Below are 17,482 nucleotides of genomic sequence, written 5' to 3'. Positions count from 1 at the left end.
CCTTTGGCGGCTTTTGCGGATGCGTTTTCACGCTTGGGACTTCTAACTTATTACACGTTTACAATTACACTTTATACTACTTTTTTTACAAGCGTTTCGTATGAAAAACTCTCTATTTATGAAGGTCTTTTACCCTACTGTTTTTGATTCAATAAGAAAATTCTTCTTCCTCTACCTAATCATTTGTACATCCGTACAAAGTTGGGCCGAAGTCCCTAAAGTCACCGCCGGCGATGCACCAGCCTCGGTCGCGCAGCCAGCAGTTGAATGCCTCTCCACCGGTACCACTTGGATAGCCAGAACGGCCGCAGAATCGAACGGTTGGCGCTCCGTAGCGTATGGTAACGGTGTGTTCGTGGCAGTGGCACTTGATGGTACAAACCGCGTGATGACCAGCCCCGACGGTATTACTTGGACAGCCCGCGCAGCAGCAGCGGTGAGCAATTGGTACTACGTAACCTATGGAAATGGTCTGTTTGTGGCCGTGGCAAACAGCGGCACTACCCGCGTGATGACCAGCCCCGACGGTATCACTTGGACTCCGCGTACGGCCGCAGAAGCGAATGATTGGGGCTCCGTGACGTACGGTAATGGCCTGTTTGTGGCGGTGGCGGTAACTGGCACAAACCGTGTGATGACCAGTCCCGATGGCATTACCTGGACAGCCCGCGCGGCGACAGGAGTGACGACTCGTTGGAATTCCGTGACCTACGGCAACGGCCTGTTCGTGGCCGTGGGAACTCCCATCAGTCCTAGTACTACCCGCGTAATGACCAGCCCAGATGGTATCAACTGGACAGCTCGCACGGAAGTGGGGGCTGCTGGCTGGGCCTGCGTGACCTACGGCAACGGGCTATTCGTGGCGGTGGGCATAAACCGCGTGATGACCAGCCCAGACGGCATCAACTGGACAGCCCGCACCGCAGCGGAATCAAACACTTGGATTGAAGTGACCTATGGCAATGGACTGTTCGTGGCGGTGGCATTCGACGGTACAAACCGCGTGATGACCAGCCCCGACGGCATCACCTGGACGGCGCGTGCAGCAGCAGCGGCGAATAGTTGGGTGGGCGTAACGTTTGGAAATAATATTTTCGTGGCAGTAGGTGCAAACAGCGTGATGACCAGCACCATACATGAAATCAATCTGCAGGGAGGTTCTCCTCTCACTAATATCCCCGATGGTGACAACGCGCCTACGGCGGCCAAAGGAACCGATTTTGGGAATGTAAATGTGGGTAGCAATGAAGTAAAAACTTTTACCATTCAAAATACGGGCGGAGTTCCCCTCAACATCAGCAGTATTAGCTCCAGCAACGGGCTGTACGCCGTGAGCGGGTTAACGCTCCCCACGACCATAACAGCAGGCGGTTCGGCGACCTTCACCGTCACCTTTTCGCCCACTACAACGGGCGCTCAAAATACCACCATCACCGTCAACAACGACGACTGCGACGAAGCGGTGTATGATTTTGCCGTAACTGGCAATGCTGTTTGCCCCGTCATTACCATCAATGCACCTACTGTTACGCAGCCTACCTGCACCACTCCTACGGGCACTATCGTTGTCAACGCCACGGGTAGCGGCACGTTGGAGTACAGCATCAACAACGGCAGCAATTGGCAAAGCAGTAATACCTACGGTGGGCAAGCCGCAGGAAATTACAACCTTAAAGTACGTTCGCAGGCCACTCCAAGCTGTGAAGTTACCTACGCCAGCAACCCCGTGGTACTCACTTCGCCCTTTACCGCCTCAACTACGGCAGACACTTGGACGGGCTGTGTCTCTACCGACTGGGCTACCCCAGCCAACTGGGCAGACGGCACCGTACCCACGGCAGTAGACGAAGTGACGATTCCTGCGACAAGCAATAATCCCGTCATTAACGGGGCAGCGGTAGCTAAAACCGTAGGTGTGATGAATAATGCGGTGCTTACCATTAATGCCTCAGGTGAATTGGTTATCAATGGTTCCAAAAGCTGGAACGGTCTCACCAGCGGCCTCTATAATATTGGAACAGTAAACAATAGTGGCCTACTGAGGCTTGGCAACCTATCCAGTGTAGGGCAGGTGGGCATTATTGCTGAACGCAATTTTAATAACAACGCCGGCGGAGAAATTCATATTGATAACTCGACGATTATAGGGCTTAGTACTGGGTTCTCTCACACCTTTACAAATTCAGGGAAAATTTTTATCGGTGTAAACGCAGGTGTAGGAGCCTACGGCATCATTAACTATGCCACTTTCAATAACAATCCTTGTGCAGAGGTACACTTGTCTGGTACATTATACAACTATTACCCTTTCAACAATGATGGATTTTTTCGGGTAAATACGCTCAGCGCCCACGCCAATTCCGGTACGTTGACCAACAACGGCATCATCGAATACCCACAAGGTAATCCCATCCCCAACGTCACCAACAATGATGTGATCATAGCGCCCATCAGCACCTGTGGTGTGCTTACGCCTGCCCTGCAAATTGGCGGTTCCAATGACTTTACCGTGGGCGGTACGTGGTACAAAGATGCCAATATGATGGCTACGGCAGGTACTTACAGCGGCAATACATTTACGGTCACCGACCTGACGGTGGGCGCTCATACGCTTTATTTCACCGTGACCGACCCCGCCAATGCGTGTCCGCGAACGGTAGGGATTAATGTGACGGTCAATCCCGCCAGCGTCGGCGGAACGGTGGGTGCCGCCCAAACGATTTGTGCAAACACGGCCCCCGCAGATTTAACCCTCACGGGCAATGCGGGCAACGTGGTCAAATGGCAGAAATCAACCGATTTGGCCTTCACTTCACCGACTGACATCGCAAGTACGAGTACAACACTTACCAGTGCCACCATCGGCAACCTGACAACAAACACTTATTTCCGTGCCGTAGTCAAAAACGGGGTGTGTGACGAAGTAAATTCCGAGGCAGTTTTAATTACTGTTAACGGGCAAGAAATCAATCTCCAAGGCGGTTCACCTCTCACAAATATCCCCGACGGCGACAACGCGCCTATGGCGGCCAAAGGAACCGATTTTGGCAATGTAAATGTGACTAGCAATGTAGTAAAAACATTTACTGTACAAAATACGGGCAGTACTCCCCTCAACATCAGCAGCATTGTTTCCAACAACGCGCTGTTTACGGTGAGTGCTTTATCTCCTGCGAGTCCAATTGCGGCAGGCGGTTCGGCGACCTTTACTGTCACCTTTTCGCCCACCGCAACGGGCGTGCAGAATGCCGTCATCACCGTAAACAGTAATGATTGCGACGAAGCGGTGTATGATTTTGTTGTGACGGGCAATGGCGCTTGTCCTACCATTACCATCAATGCACCTACAGTTACACAGCCTACCTGCACCACTCCTACGGGTACTATCGTTGTCAACGCCACGGGTAGCGGCACGTTGGAGTACAGCATCAACAATGGCAGCACTTGGCAAAGCAGCAATACCTACGGTGGGCAAGCTGCTGGCAATTACAACATCAAAGTACGTTCGCAGGCCACTCCAAGCTGCGAGGTTACCTACGCCAGCAACCCCGTGGTGCTTGCCTCGCCTTTTACCGCCTCCACCACTACCGATACTTGGACGGGCTGCGTCTCTACGAACTGGGCTACCCCAAGCAATTGGGCGGATGGCAGCGTACCTACGGCAGTAGACGATGTAGTGCTACCCAATACGACCAACAAACCCAGCATTGTGGGTGGGACTGCGGCAGTAGCTAAATCTATTGAAGTACAAACTGGAACTACCCTCACTATTTCCACCACGGCCAGTCTGACGGTGAACGGCTCGAAAAATGTAAGTGGTATTGGTGGGGCGACCACGGCTTTCGACAACCTTGGCACGGTTGAAAACAATGGACAGCTTATCTTGGGTAATACCACAAGTGTGGGAGGCGAAGGAATTTATAACAGGGGTACTTTCAATAACAACGCGGGCGGGGACATCAAGATTGACCGTTCAACTTTTCGTGCCCTTTTGAATAGAGATGCAACCTTCAATAACTCCGGACTTATCACCATTGGTGCTTTGGCAAGTGTAGGTCAGCGTGGCTTAAATAACTTTGGCAGCACAGCTATGTTTAACAACAACACGGGCGGTGAAATCAAAATTGATAATGCCACCAATATAGGTCTATACAACGAGGGGGGAGGCACCTTTACCAATGCCGCTAAAATCACCATCGGCGCAACCACAAGTATAGGAGGCGAAGGAATTTATAACCATAACACGAGTACTTTCAATAACAATACAGGTGGCGACATTAAGATTGACCGAACTGGCCGTGGTCTTTTGAACCATACGGCCACCTTCAATAACGCAGCCCTTATCACCATTGGTGCTTTGGCAAGTGTAGGTCAGCGTGGCTTAAATAACTTTGGCAGCACAGCCATGTTCAACAACAACACAGGCGGTGAAATCAAAATTGATAATGCAACCGCCATCGGTCTATACAACGAGAGTGGCACTTTTACCAACGCCGCTAAAATCACTATCGGTGCGACAGTAAGCGCAGGGATGGCCTCGAATGGCCTCACAAATGATGCCACTTTCAATAATAATACTGGTGGGCAAATTACGATTGATAGAGTAACTTCTCGAGGTATTCTAAATAACAATCCCTTTTCAAATACAGGGGAAATACGAATTGGTGCAACTGCGATAACGGCTCAGGATTGCATTAGAAATACAAACTCATTTATAAATCACTCTGGTGGTAAAATTTACCTCGATCGTGCATGGGGTAACGGCATTTGGACTTCCGGAAACAGCTTTCAAAATAGTGGTGAAATCACCGTAGGATCTATTGCCAATATGGGCGTAGGTATTTTGAATACGGGGACTTTCTCCAACAATGCTTTGGGTAGCATTCAATTAGATCGGGTAACCCGGGGTATGACCAATACGAGTACGTTTACCAATGCGGGTCAAATCAAGATGGGCAACAATGTACCGTTAAGATCGGCGCAAGGTCTTTTGAATGGCAATGGTTCAGGTATGGTGGCAGCGGTGTTTAATAATCTGGCTGGGGGCTTGCTTCAAATCGACCAAACACCCGCTAACCAAGACGGCATTTTGAATGAATTGTTGACCACCTTCACCAACGCAGGCACCGTTAGCATCGGCACGTTGGGTAGCATTGGGGGCCATGGAATAAACAATGCGGGTACATTTTCCAACAATGCCTGCGCTACCTTGACGGTATTTGACAACCTAAACAACAGCAGCACTTTTACCAACGCAGGTTTCTTTACGGTCAAAACGGCGCAAGCACATACTAACTCAGCCCTCACCAACAACGGAGTCATCGAATACCCACAAGGTAATCCCATCCCCAACGTCACCAACAATGATGTGATCATAGCGCCCATCAGCACCTGTGGTGTGCTTACGCCTGCCCTGCAAATTGGCGGTTCCAATGACTTTACCGTGGGCGGTACGTGGTACAAAGATGCCAATATGATGGCTACGGCAGGTACTTACAGCGGCAATACATTTACGGTCACCGACCTGACGGTGGGCGCTCATACGCTTTATTTCACCGTGACCGACCCCGCCAATGCGTGTCCGCGAACGGTAGGGATTAATGTGACGGTCAATCCCGCCAGCGTCGGCGGAACGGTGGGTGCCGCCCAAACGATTTGTGCAAACACGGCCCCCGCAGATTTAACCCTCACGGGCAATGCGGGCAACGTGGTCAAATGGCAGAAATCAACCGATTTGGCCTTCACTTCACCGACTGACATCGCAAGTACGAGTACAACACTTACCAGTGCCACCATCGGTAACCTGACGGCCAATACGTACTTCCGCGCCGTGGTCAAAAACGGGGTGTGTGACGAAGTCAATTCCATGCCGGTTTTGATTACCGTTAACGGGCAAGAAATCAACCTTCAAGGAGGTTCTCCCCTCACCAATATCCCCGATGGTGACAACGCGCCTACGGCGGCCAAAGGAACCGATTTTGGAAGTTTTGAGGTAACCAGCAACGCAGTAAAAACATTTACTGTACAAAATACGGGCAGTACTCCCCTCAACATCAGCAGCATTGTTTCCAACAACGGGCTGTTTACGGTAGGTGCTTTATCTCCTGCGAGTCCAATTGCGGCAGGCGGTTCGGCGACCTTTACTGTCACCTTTTCGCCCACCGCAACGGGCGTGCAGAATGCCGTCATCACCGTCAACAGCAATGATTGCGACGAAGCGGTGTATGATTTTGCGGTAACCGGCAATGCTGTTTGCCCTGCCATTACCATCAATGCACCTACTGTTACGCAATCCACCTGCGCCACTCCTACGGGTACTATCGTGGTCAACGCCACGGGTAGCGGCACGTTGGAGTACAGCATCGACAACGGCAGCAATTGGCAAAGCAGTGCCACTTTCGGCGGCTTTGCCGCTGGCAATTACAACATCAAAGTACGTTCGCAGGCTTTTCCTACGTGCACAACGACCTACGCCAGCAACCCCGTGGTAATTACCCTGAAAACCCCTCCTTCGGTGGATGCGGGTAGCTGCAAATTCGTATACAATGGCTACGGCAGCAACTGTACCAATCTGACTGCCTCGGCCACGGGTGCCGCGGGTGGGTTTACGTACAGTTGGTCGCCGGGCAATCTATCGGGTGCCACGGTGCAGGTATGCCCCACGGTCACTACCACTTACACCGTTACGGTGACCGATGCCAACGGCTGTACCTCCACCGACGAGGTAACGGTAGAAGTCATTGACGTACGTTGTGGCAATTCCAATGCCGTCGAAAAAGTACTGGTTTGTTTTGGAGGCAAGACGCTCTGCGTAGCCCCGACGGCCGTACCCGCTCTTTTGGCCAACGGTGCCACGCTGGGCGCCTGCGGTATCACGCCTTGCGGCACCCAAAGCAGTGCCCGCATCGGTGTGGAGTCCGACGAGGCAACGCGCCCAATGGCCCTGATGATGCAGGTGTATCCTAATCCGACCGCTGGTTTGGTAACGGTTGATTTGCGCAACGTCAGCAAGGGATTGGCGCGGATTGAAGTGGTAGATTTGATTGGCCGCCCATTGGTGCAAAAGGCCGAGCAGATGAACGAAGGAGCCAACCAACTCTCCTTTGATTTGAATCAGCTGCCCGACGGACTGTACCTGATTCGCTGCCGCGACAGCCAAAACCACGAAGCGGTTGTGAAGGTCAATAAGTTGTAAAATAATGCATTGTATTCTCCGGAAGCACTTTTGCTTTCGGAGAATACTTTAATATTTAATTGGTTGTCTATGAGTGGGTTATTTTTTAAAATTTGACAAAATGAAATCTCTTCTTCAAATCGGATGTATATTTGTTATGTTGGGTGCCTGTACGGCATCGCAGGGTGAAAATACGGATGAAAACGCCCAGCCCGACTTGGTCCAAATCCGTACCGATATTGAAACCCTAGAAAACAATTGGGCCATTGCGGTGAATACCAAAAATATCCCCGAGCTCATGGCTTTCTACGCCGACGATGCCGTGTCAATGCCCGACGATTCGCCCATGCTGGTTGGAAAGGAGGCCATCCGGAAGTTTCAGGAAAAGCAAAACCTTAGCCAAAAATTGACCCATTCTTTTGAAACCATCGAGGTGTTTTCGGAAGGAAAGCAGGTGTTGGAAGTAGGCAAAACCACCATGAAAGACTCGACGGGGAAAGTGGTCGGCAGTGGCAAATACATGGCACTTTTTGAAAAACGCGGCCGTGAGTATTTGTGCATCAGAGAGATGTACAACGATGATGCCAAGTAACGTGCGCTGATAGTTTTTCATTTTGCAGGCCAGGAATCAGTGTGCGGTAAAGTGTTGGGAATTGAACAATTAATCAAATCCATTTGATGAAAACAAGCCCTAAAGCCTATTCACTGTACCCCAACCTCGGTTACTGGTTTTTGATCATAATCCTACTGGTTTTCGGGGGTTTTTATCACACCTATTTTTCGGTGTTTTTTGAACCCAAGGCCACTATTATCCACGTTCATTTTGGGTTGATGGCCGCCTGGGTTATCATGCTCATCGTTCAGCCATTTTTGATTAAATACAAAGAAAAGGTCTGGCATCGGAGGGTTGGGAAAGCCAGTTATGTGCTTGTGCCACTTCTCTTGATTTCTGCTTTTTTGATGACAAAACACGGCTATTTTGTGTACATGGACTTGATTTCGAAAGAGGCCGTCAAGGGAATACCGAAATACACGCAGGAAGAATTACTGCACCTGTCGGCCAAGTACCAAGCTCTGCCCATGTTTTATATATTTTGGCTGGGCTTATTTTACACATTGGCCATTCTCAATCGCAAAAGCACGTATGTGCATGCCCGTTATATGTTGGCGGCGTCTTTGACCGTGTTGGGGCCTACCGTAGATCGGATTTGGTTTATGGTGGTAGGCATCTCCGTCTTTCCTTTAGGAATACCCGTCGAAACCTTTGCGTATGCGCTGATTATCATTGTTTTAGCATATCTTCTGTGGCTCGACTATAACGCCAGACGCAACACCAAAACGCTGGAAATTTGTCTAGTCATTTATTTCATCAGCCAAGGGCTGTATTATGTTGTGCCCGACATGGTTTGGTGGGAGCAGCTTATGACGCTTATCATGGGCGCAGAATCGCGCTGAAATATTTCTTTTGAAGATTCTTTGGGATTAAAAACAAGCAAAAAATAGGCTTTTTAGCATCTTACAAAATATTGATAATCAGGTAGAATGATGAGTAGAGTGGGAGCAATTGTAGGGTGTTTTTGAGTCAATGGAACAATAGACTAACTTTTTGCAACAATAGACTAAGTTTCTGCAACAATACACTAAAGTCGTCTATTTTAAGCAAGCTATCTTTGAGTCAGCTTTTAAGTCTATCACTTTACCCTAAATCTTCCTCTACTAATGAAAAATGCTAAACATTTCGTGCTCTTCGTTGCCCTTTTATTGAGCAACCTTTCACTTTTGGCTCAGAACCCCGAGCCTTCCTTTTTTATCGTCGAAACGATGAAGGCAACTCCTGGTAAGGAAGCCGAATACCTCAAAGCTGAACGCGAGGTTTGGAAGCGTATTCATCAGGAGCGCATCAAACTTGGTCTGATTACTTCGTGGAGCTTGTATGCCGTCCGGATGCCAAGCGGCACCGACCGACCCTATGATTATGTCACCGTAACGGTGGTTCAGGGGTGGAAAAAGTTGGAAAATCCGTACGGGAATTTGCTCGCTAGTGATGTTGAGAAATTGTTGACCAAAGAACAACTTGCCATTGCGAACGAAACTGGAAAACTGCGTAATCTGACCCAAAGCAATGTGTTTTACGGTGTTGATTTTGTGGCCGCCGACCCCAAGGCCACCACATTCGCCAAGTATCAAATGATCAATTTCATGAAAGTAAAAGACGAGAAGGCGGAGGAGTATTACAACATGGAAACCAAGTTGGTGAAACCGATGCACGTTGAAATGATGAAAACAGGTGGACGCTCGGCATGGGGGCTTTACAGCCGCGTGTTGGGTGGAGAAGGGCAACCGTTTAATTACGTCACTTCTGATTTTTATAACAAGTGGGAAGACATGGCTGCTGCTTCCGATTTTCAAAAAATCTTAGCAAAAGTGCATCCCGGTATGACCTCCAAAGCCTACGAAAAAAAGATTTTTGACGCGCGGAGCATGGTAAGTCAAGAGTTGTGGGAATTGCTAGATTCGGCACGCTAATCGACTGATTATCAGGTTTATTGAATGGGTATCATTTGTCGTTAAATTTTGATGTACAAATGATGCCCCAGCTTACTACAATATGTAATCGGGCCAACGAAAAAGATAAAAGCCGTCGTTGGTTTCGAAGGGTTCAGTTTGAATTTCTCCCCTGAGGAGAGTACAGAATTTCATCATTCACTTCTTGAAACCCTTACAAAAATGAAAACCTCTATTCGTTCAGTTATTTACATTGTATCAGTTGTGTTTTTTATAAGCCAATCTGTTTCTGGGCAAATGCAAATTTTAGGCAAAGTTGCCGATAATGTGGGTAAACCGCTGCCCTTTGCCAATATTTTAGTCTTAAGTGTCAAAGATTCTTCTTTTGTAAAAGGAGATGTTGCCAAAGAAGATGGTTCATTCACGATTCAAAATATCAAAGAAGGTGCTTATTTCTGTGAAGTGAGCATGTTGGGTTTTTCTAAAAAAAATACACATTCCTTTCAGCTGATTCCGCAGTCTTCAACGATGGATTTGGGAGTGATTGCTTTATCAGAAAATATGGAATTGAATACCGTTGAAGTCGTTGCCAAAAAGCCGCTATTTGAGCAAAAAATTGACCGCCTGGTGATAAACGTCGAAAGTTCGATTACATCGGCAGGCAGCACCGCTTTGGATGTTCTTGAGCGTTCTCCCGGCGTGATGGTAAATCGCCAAGACAACACAATTTCGCTTTCGGGCAAGAGTGGCGTGGTGGTCATGATTAATGGTAAGCTAAATTATATGAGCTCCGATGCCGCCGTACAAATGTTGAGCGGCATGAGTGCTGGGAGCATTGAGAAAATCGAATTATTGTCTACGCCACCTTCCAATTTAGACGCTGAAGGCAATGCCGGGTACATCAATATTCTCCTGAAAAAAAATCAAAACGAAGGCTTTAGTGGCTCGTATGCACTTACGGCGGGTTATGGCCGAGGCGCCGTTGGAAATAGTAGCTTCAACCTGAATTATAGACACAAAAAAATAACGGTTTATGGCTCCTACGACTACGTGCATTTGGGTCAGGAGCAAACCAGTCGGACGTATCGGCGCATTGTGTTGGGGAATAATTTACTGGAAACGGAGACTTCTGCCTTGCGCCACCCCAGCGACAACAACCACAATGTGCGCATTGGGCTTGATTATCAGCTGGATACCAAGACAACGGTGAGCTTTGCGGTGTCGGCTTTTTCAAAAAAATATGCCATGAACAACACACTGAATGAATCAACCCTTTCACGAAATAACGTGGTGGATACCCTGATTCGTCTCAAAATCAACGAAGTGAATCTTTGGAAACACGTAGGGGCAAGTTTGGGGGTTCAGCGCACTTTGCGTGAGAATGAAGTGCTGTCATTTGGGGTTGATTACTTGCATTATGACAACGATCAACCCGTAAATTATAACAATACGTGGTTTGATGGTAAAAACAATTTACTTTTCAATCAAACGGTAAGAAGTACTAAAATCACACCCATCAATTTTGGGATTGTGAAAATGGATTATAGCCGAGATTTCGGCAAAAAAGGGAAGTTGGAGATGGGAGTGAAGGCCGTAATGTCTCAATTTAAGAACAATGTAGGAGTTGAAACGCTCATGTTTAATGCGTGGAAAGCCGACCCTGATTTCACGGCAAAATACAGTTTGAAAGAGAGTATCGGCGCCGCATATACTTCGTATGAAATGAAATGGGGCCCAAAAACCACGGTGAAGGGGGGCTTGCGTTTTGAATACACGCAATCGAATTTGGGTTCGGAAGAAGTCCCCAATATTGTTGACCGCAAATACGGGCGATTATTTCCAAGCCTGTTTTTGACGCATGATTACAATAAAAATAAAACGTTGAGCTTTTCATACAGCCGCCGCATTACGCGCCCTACGTTTAAAGATTTGGCACCGTTTACCTTTTTTATTGACCCAAATACTTTTTTGTCGGGCAATGCGGCCTTGCAACCTGCCCTCTCTGACAACTTAAAGGCCGATTATCGTTTCAAAAGCACCTTGTTTAGTTTGCAGTATAGCTACACGTCGAGTCCCATTGCGGGTTTTCAGGCGCGCATAAAACCCGGTAGCAACAAACTCTATTATGTTGCGGAAAATCAAAAAAACTTGCAAACGTATTCGTTGACCATCGGGCAGCCTTATAGCCCCGTTAAATGGTGGACAACGTACACCAATCTTGCGGGAGTATTCAGCGTCGTAAATGCTTATAACAACGGATATTTGGTAACGGTCAAATTTCCCAATGTGACTTTATACAACGTACAGACGTTTAGTTTGACCAAAAAAGTCACTTTGGAAGTTTCAGGTTATTACAATTCAGGTGGGTTGTGGGGCATTTCTAAAATGAAAGCGTTTGGTGAATTGAATGTTGGTTTACAAAAGAAAATGGGTAAGAATGGCGGTAAACTGAGCCTCGGCTACGATAACATTTTCAACTCTTCAATCTACCGAATTAATTTGAATTTGCCCGAACAGCAGCAGTATTTTGAAACAAGACTGCAATTTACCCAGCCCAAATTCAAAGTGGCTTGGTCGCAAAATTTTGGTAATCAAAAAATGAAAGCCGCCGCCAAAAGAGCAGAAGCAGAAGAGAAAGCGCGCGTGGAGTAAGTGTGTACCCATGACCTACAAACATTCTTCTACCCTAATTTAATACCTCTACCATGAAAAGAAGAACATTTTTGAAGAGCACAGCTTTATCAGCTATTGCGGTATCAGCCACTGGTTTTGTACGTCCAGAAGGCGACCGATACGTGGGCGATTGCGAAACTACCTCCGACATTTTAGGGCCTTTTTATCGGCCCGACAGCCCCGTTCGCAGCAATTTGGTCATCAAAGGAGAAAAAGGAGAATTGGTGGAATTGGTGGGTAAAATCAAGCACCAAGACTGCACAACTCCCTACAAAAACGCCAAAATAGAACTGTGGCATTGCGATGGAAATGGGGTTTATGACAACGCTACCTCGGAGTTCAAATACCGTGGCACCACTTTTTCTGACGAAAACGGCAATTATTCCTTCCAAACGATTTTGCCCGTTGCCTATGATGCGGGTGGGGGCCAAATCAGACCTGCCCATTACCACATGATGATTATCGCCGAAGGTTACCAATCTTTGGTGACGCAGCTCTACTTCAATGGCGACAAGCACATCGAGAAAGACGCTTACGCCAACTCCGATTTTGCCAAAAAAAGAATCTTGAAAGTGTCTGATTCGGGCAATGCAAAGAAGGTGTTTTACGATGTGTCGATGGCAAAAGTTATGATGGCTGAACCAATGGCAATTGATAGATTATTAGGTACTTATGTGAGCAAAGAAGATAAAACCAAAAGCAGAGAGTTTTTCAAAAAGAATAACGCGCTTTGGCTAAAAAATGAAGTGTTCGGTGAAGAGTACCGCTACATTGGCAATAATACATTTGACTACGCAGGAATGCCCAAAGGAATGTTTGAAACTTACACCTTTGAGCTATTGGGGTCGGGGGGCGTTAAATGTACATTGAATTTTATGTACGAAAACAATCAAAAAGGAACGGTAGAGTATTGGAAAGGGTAGCCGAAAATTAATACCAAAAACGGAGCTGTCGAAATCGTATTGCCGAAGCGACCGGTCAGCACAGGCAAAAAAACAAATCACTCAAAACAATGAAAAACAGTAACTTTTTCTTACCTGCCACTGTGGCAGTTGCTATTTCTTTTTTAACCATCGGGTGTAATTCGCCTGCTACTGACACTACAACCAAATCCGCTGCGGAGACTACCGAACAAGCAGTGACCAAGCCAGACATGGCGGCCATAAAAACGGAAATACAAGCCTTAGAAACGGCTTGGGCTGCCGCCGACAATGCCCGCGATGTGCAGGCATTACTGGCTTTTTATGCCGATGATGCCGCGAGTTTGTCCAATAATGCGCCAATGGTAGTAGGCAAAGCGGCCCTTCAAAAGGACATTGAGGCAAACTTTGCCAAAAAAGCCAAAGGTGCCACGAGTGCCTATGAAGTGATGGATGTTTTTGGCGACGAAAATACCGTTACGGAAGTTGGTAAGTCAACGCTCAAAGATGCCTCTGGAAAAGTGATTTCCACGGGTAAATACATGGCAATCTGGGAAAAACGTGACGGAAAATACCTGTGCGTACGAGATATTTACAACGATGACGTGAAAGCGAAGTAATCATCTAGGGTTTTACTGGGAAGGTATTTTGCTTTCTCAGTAAAACCTATTACTCGAAAAATACCTACCGATTTGAAAGGGGGGGGCTATTTTACGAAATTCTCCAAAATACCGGCTTCTAATACGCATGAAACGACACAATAATGCTTAAAACTGAGCCCATGTAACAATACACAAAGTCTTTGAAAAAATAGAAACCGCCTAACTAAAAACTACTTCTTAAACCCTATAAAGACATGACAAATTCTACCCGCAATCCCGTTTTACATAACAATAAGCCCTCAGTTTATCCGAGCGATTATCAAGTAACTGATCTGGCTCTTAAAAACTATGGAACCACTCGTGAAAAGTTTGGCTCAACCGATATTATTTTGCCCGACGGCAGTATTTTCAACGTAAAAGACTACCAATATCTGCTCGAAAATGGTGATGTGGGCATGTACCTTTTACCCGTCAATGAATACGGCACTTTGATAAGTGCCGATGGCAAGGAAGCATGGGCCTCACAAATAGTAGATACATTTGTGAGGCAGAAAATGAATATTTCAGCCACAGATCCATTATACGCCTTTATCTTTTTTATTCATCCAGAGCTCAATAAAAATACGATTGCGGGATTTGCAAAAACCGAAAAAATTGAAATGGGAATTACGCATCTGGGGGCCTATTATGGGCAGGGTGTAACTTCAAATTCTCCACCACTTTACCACAATCGCAGGTGGGGTGTTGAGGGTGAAATAAACAATGACTTTGGCTATCCGTGTAATTTAGTGGTGATTTCGATGAACGGAGTAGACCAGGCTATGCTTAATAAAAACTTTTTGATTGTCGATAAATTTTTGAATTACGGGATTAGGTTTCCACAAGATTATAAAAATTCGCAATTCAGAATGGTAGATATTAATACCGCCCTGATGTTTTACCGTGATTGGATTATGGAGGCCGACTACTTAAAAACTGACCCTACATGGTTTACGTATTGTGCGGCTCATAAAACACTCGTGGCTACAGTTGCATTAAATTTACCACATAATCGGAAGGCCTTTATGGAAGCCTACGGTGATGTAGAGGGATCTGCTTTTTATGATGAATTTTGTAAAAACCATTTTGAAATATTAGGCGAAGTATTTTCGCCTGAGCTTGAAACTGATTTTGAGCAACTTTGGAAAAAAGACGGCCTTAGTCCTGCCCAAATTAAGCCCTTTACAATTGACGAATATAATGCGTATGACACGGCTAGAAGGCAGGGGAAATTGAACACTTTTACAGGGTTTCGGCCTTTATTACCCACGCAGGGCACGGGTTGGAGTCCTCAATTTACTACTGATGTAATATTTGATTTTGTGGAGGCTTATGCCGATTTTATTGATGCGGGTGCAATAGTTAGCTGTGCTACCATTATGGCATTCTGCGATCAGGCAGCAAACCGATTGGGTATTGCCAAGGCACAATATTTATTGGTTGCCATGCCCATATTGGAAACTATCATGCAGGCTCATGCCAAAATTTTTGCACCGATTAGCCCCGTTCCCGATTTTAACAACAGCCCTTACTATATCCAAACATTTGAGGGGCTCTATATTGGCTTTGGCGGAAAAGCTGAAAATATTCCTGCTGCATTGACCAATTTGGCGAGTTTAAATAGGTTTGAAGGGAAATTACAGGATTTTGTAACTTTTTTAATGGCACAGCCTCAAATATTACCCGAATTTCTAGCTTGGTGGGCAATGTGGCAAGTTAGAGCCAACTGGGCTACAATTATTGCTACACCGGCAATCTCCGTAGATGAGGCTTATGAATGGATGAAAACCAATATAAAAACGATGTTTGACGACTCAAGAAATATTGTAGCCCCAACAGCCACAGGTATTGAGTTTAATGCACCTCCATCCATTGTACACATGATAGAAATTGGCCTGTTTGACAAAAACCCCAATATTAACCTAAAAACGATTTGTACCGTAATGATAAATACGGAATTAGAGCCAAAACCTAAGGTCTATTAATAAACAGATTTGGTATTCAATAATTTTTAAATCCATTTGGCAGCTAAAAGGAGTTGGTTTCTCAAAACCCACTCCAGCCATCCGCTTAAGTACATAATCTACATACTCAATCAGTCACTAAAGGTGTATTGGAAAATTGTTTATAGTAATCAAAAAAAAGATGATTTGGCACAAAACGTTCGAGCTTTAATTCGGCTTTGATATCTTTCAAGAAATACATATTTATGGGTTGTCCATTTTTTATTTCAATAAATCCTCTTGGTTCAAAGTCAAAAAAATCGGCAGTTAGAAGCATAAATTCATGAGAAACATTGATGCAATTGGGTTTGCTGGCAGTTTCTAATCGGGCACAGAGGTTTACTGAATTACCCCAAACATCGTACGAAAATTTCGTTTTGCCTATAATGCCCGCCACCATGGGCCCTGTATGGATACCTATTCTTATATCCCAATCGTGCTGTTTTTTTTCCATTTTTACTTTTTCTAAATAAAGTATAATTTTCATAGCCGCTAAACCAACATCAACAGGATGGGAATTATTGACAATAGGTAAGCCACCTACCGCCATGTAACCATCTCCTATCGTTTTAAGTTTTTCTACCTCGTGATCTTTGAAAATTTGATCAAATTCAGAAAAATGCAAATTAAGGGCTGATATAATCTCCTTGGGTGATAACACAAAAGTGTTCTTACTAAAATTCACAAAATCCATAAATATAACAGTAGCCAATGGTACTGAAATTGGCAAATACTTGCCTTGCTCATTGATTTCATTTACCACCGATTCGGGTAATATATTTCGAATCAAATTATCTGATTTTAATTGCTCATTTTTGATGATTCTTACAAAATAATTAGTAGATAATATTGCCATACTAGCCATTAGTATAAATGTATTGAGGTATGTAATTAACACAAACTCCTTTGATACGGGCACCATCCCCTTTGAAATAATCGGTTCTAAGAAAAATAATACAATAGCTGTAACCATAAATAAAATAAACCAGGCGTTTCTTTCTGCATTTTTTCTGTAAAATAATTGCACCCCATTTAATACTAAAATACCATACAACATATAGCCAGTCGAACCAATATACCCCCCCATTAGGCATTGATAATAAATAATATAAACGTATATGCCGACAAATATAATATCTCTGAATAGCTTGAAATTACGGTGGAATCTAAAAAAAATAAGGTTTAAAATTAGGTAACCAGAAAAAATAAGTAAAGCCTGCTTAACTGCCAATCTGCCCATAGCGCCATATACAAAGCTGAAATACAGCATGTTGATGATGGTTACGTAATGCACTATGGTCAGTATGATTTTGACACTTTTTTGCTCTGCCTTATCATGGGGAGCGAATCCAATACTACCAATCCAATTAATAAAATTATTGAATTTTTTTATAAATAATTTGAAATTCATGGGTTGGGTTGCGGGTTTAAAAGAGCTTTGAAAATTTTACAATAGAATTGGGTTTGTCTATTTGAAAAAATGTGTAAAACAGATGAATCCGCTCATTAAAATATTGAAATAAAGTTATGTATTCTTTTTTTATTTTCATATATCTAATAATTAAT

General features: G+C 45.3%; 9 protein-coding genes. 8 read left to right on the top strand and 1 reads right to left on the bottom strand.

Annotated elements, in window-relative coordinates:
- The first annotated feature begins 100 nt into the window (after positions 1 to 100).
- The 8 genes from NCI00_RS04475 to NCI00_RS04440 all read left to right on the top strand — a co-directional run bounded on the left by NCI00_RS04475 (position 101) and on the right by NCI00_RS04440 (position 15,898).
- Complete coding sequence (locus NCI00_RS04475; RefSeq protein WP_253525424.1) at positions 101 to 7,195, top strand: choice-of-anchor D domain-containing protein; 7,095 nt, start codon at positions 101 to 103, stop codon at positions 7,193 to 7,195.
- 100 nt (positions 7,196 to 7,295) lie between these two features.
- Positions 7,296 to 7,766: a YybH family protein gene (locus tag NCI00_RS04470; RefSeq protein ID WP_253525423.1), complete on the top strand. Its 471-nt coding sequence runs from the start codon at positions 7,296 to 7,298 to the stop codon at positions 7,764 to 7,766.
- Positions 7,767 to 7,852: 86 nt separating this feature from the next.
- Positions 7,853 to 8,629, top strand: coding sequence for a hypothetical protein (locus NCI00_RS04465; protein ID WP_253525421.1), 777 nt, complete (start codon positions 7,853 to 7,855; stop codon positions 8,627 to 8,629).
- A gap of 264 nt (positions 8,630 to 8,893) precedes the next feature.
- Positions 8,894 to 9,700: a hypothetical protein gene (locus NCI00_RS04460; protein ID WP_253525420.1), complete on the top strand. Its 807-nt coding sequence runs from the start codon at positions 8,894 to 8,896 to the stop codon at positions 9,698 to 9,700.
- A 201-nt stretch (positions 9,701 to 9,901) separates the two neighbouring features.
- A complete protein-coding gene (locus NCI00_RS04455; protein WP_253525418.1) occupies positions 9,902 to 12,331 on the top strand; it encodes a TonB-dependent receptor in 2,430 nt (809 codons plus the stop codon).
- Positions 12,332 to 12,384: 53 nt separating this feature from the next.
- Complete coding sequence (locus tag NCI00_RS04450; protein WP_253525416.1) at positions 12,385 to 13,275, top strand: dioxygenase family protein; 891 nt, start codon at positions 12,385 to 12,387, stop codon at positions 13,273 to 13,275.
- 89 nt (positions 13,276 to 13,364) lie between these two features.
- On the top strand, positions 13,365 to 13,892 hold the full coding sequence (locus NCI00_RS04445; RefSeq protein ID WP_253525415.1) for a YybH family protein: 528 nt from the start codon (positions 13,365 to 13,367) through the stop codon (positions 13,890 to 13,892).
- A gap of 437 nt (positions 13,893 to 14,329) precedes the next feature.
- Positions 14,330 to 15,898, top strand: a complete 1,569-nt coding sequence (locus tag NCI00_RS04440) for a hypothetical protein (RefSeq protein ID WP_253525413.1) — start codon at positions 14,330 to 14,332, stop codon at positions 15,896 to 15,898.
- Positions 15,899 to 16,004: 106 nt separating this feature from the next.
- On the opposite strand, the gene NCI00_RS04435 is transcribed toward NCI00_RS04440, so the two are convergent.
- Positions 16,005 to 17,327, bottom strand: coding sequence for an adenylate/guanylate cyclase domain-containing protein (locus tag NCI00_RS04435; RefSeq protein WP_253525410.1), 1,323 nt, complete (start codon positions 17,325 to 17,327; stop codon positions 16,005 to 16,007).
- Between the last annotated feature and the right edge of the window lie 155 nt (positions 17,328 to 17,482).

This window comes from Runella salmonicolor, assembly GCF_024158025.1.
Classification (GTDB): domain Bacteria; phylum Bacteroidota; class Bacteroidia; order Cytophagales; family Spirosomataceae; genus Runella; species Runella salmonicolor.
Note: the sequence above shows the minus strand (reverse complement) of the source record. Positions and strands in the feature narration are given on the sequence as shown.

What these genes read in the sequence shown, in the direction of transcription:
- NCI00_RS04475 (WP_253525424.1), top strand. Translation starts at nt 101, where the DNA reads ATGAAAAACTCTCTATTTATGAAGGTCTTTTACCCTACTGTTTTTGAT.
- NCI00_RS04450 (WP_253525416.1), top strand. Translation starts at nt 12,385, where the DNA reads ATGAAAAGAAGAACATTTTTGAAGAGCACAGCTTTATCAGCTATTGCG.
- NCI00_RS04435 (WP_253525410.1), bottom strand. Translation starts at nt 17,327, where the DNA reads ATGAATTTCAAATTATTTATAAAAAAATTCAATAATTTTATTAATTGG.
- NCI00_RS04455 (WP_253525418.1), top strand. Translation starts at nt 9,902, where the DNA reads ATGAAAACCTCTATTCGTTCAGTTATTTACATTGTATCAGTTGTGTTT.
- NCI00_RS04470 (WP_253525423.1), top strand. Translation starts at nt 7,296, where the DNA reads ATGAAATCTCTTCTTCAAATCGGATGTATATTTGTTATGTTGGGTGCC.
- NCI00_RS04445 (WP_253525415.1), top strand. Translation starts at nt 13,365, where the DNA reads ATGAAAAACAGTAACTTTTTCTTACCTGCCACTGTGGCAGTTGCTATT.
- NCI00_RS04465 (WP_253525421.1), top strand. Translation starts at nt 7,853, where the DNA reads ATGAAAACAAGCCCTAAAGCCTATTCACTGTACCCCAACCTCGGTTAC.
- NCI00_RS04460 (WP_253525420.1), top strand. Translation starts at nt 8,894, where the DNA reads ATGAAAAATGCTAAACATTTCGTGCTCTTCGTTGCCCTTTTATTGAGC.
- NCI00_RS04440 (WP_253525413.1), top strand. Translation starts at nt 14,330, where the DNA reads ATGTACCTTTTACCCGTCAATGAATACGGCACTTTGATAAGTGCCGAT.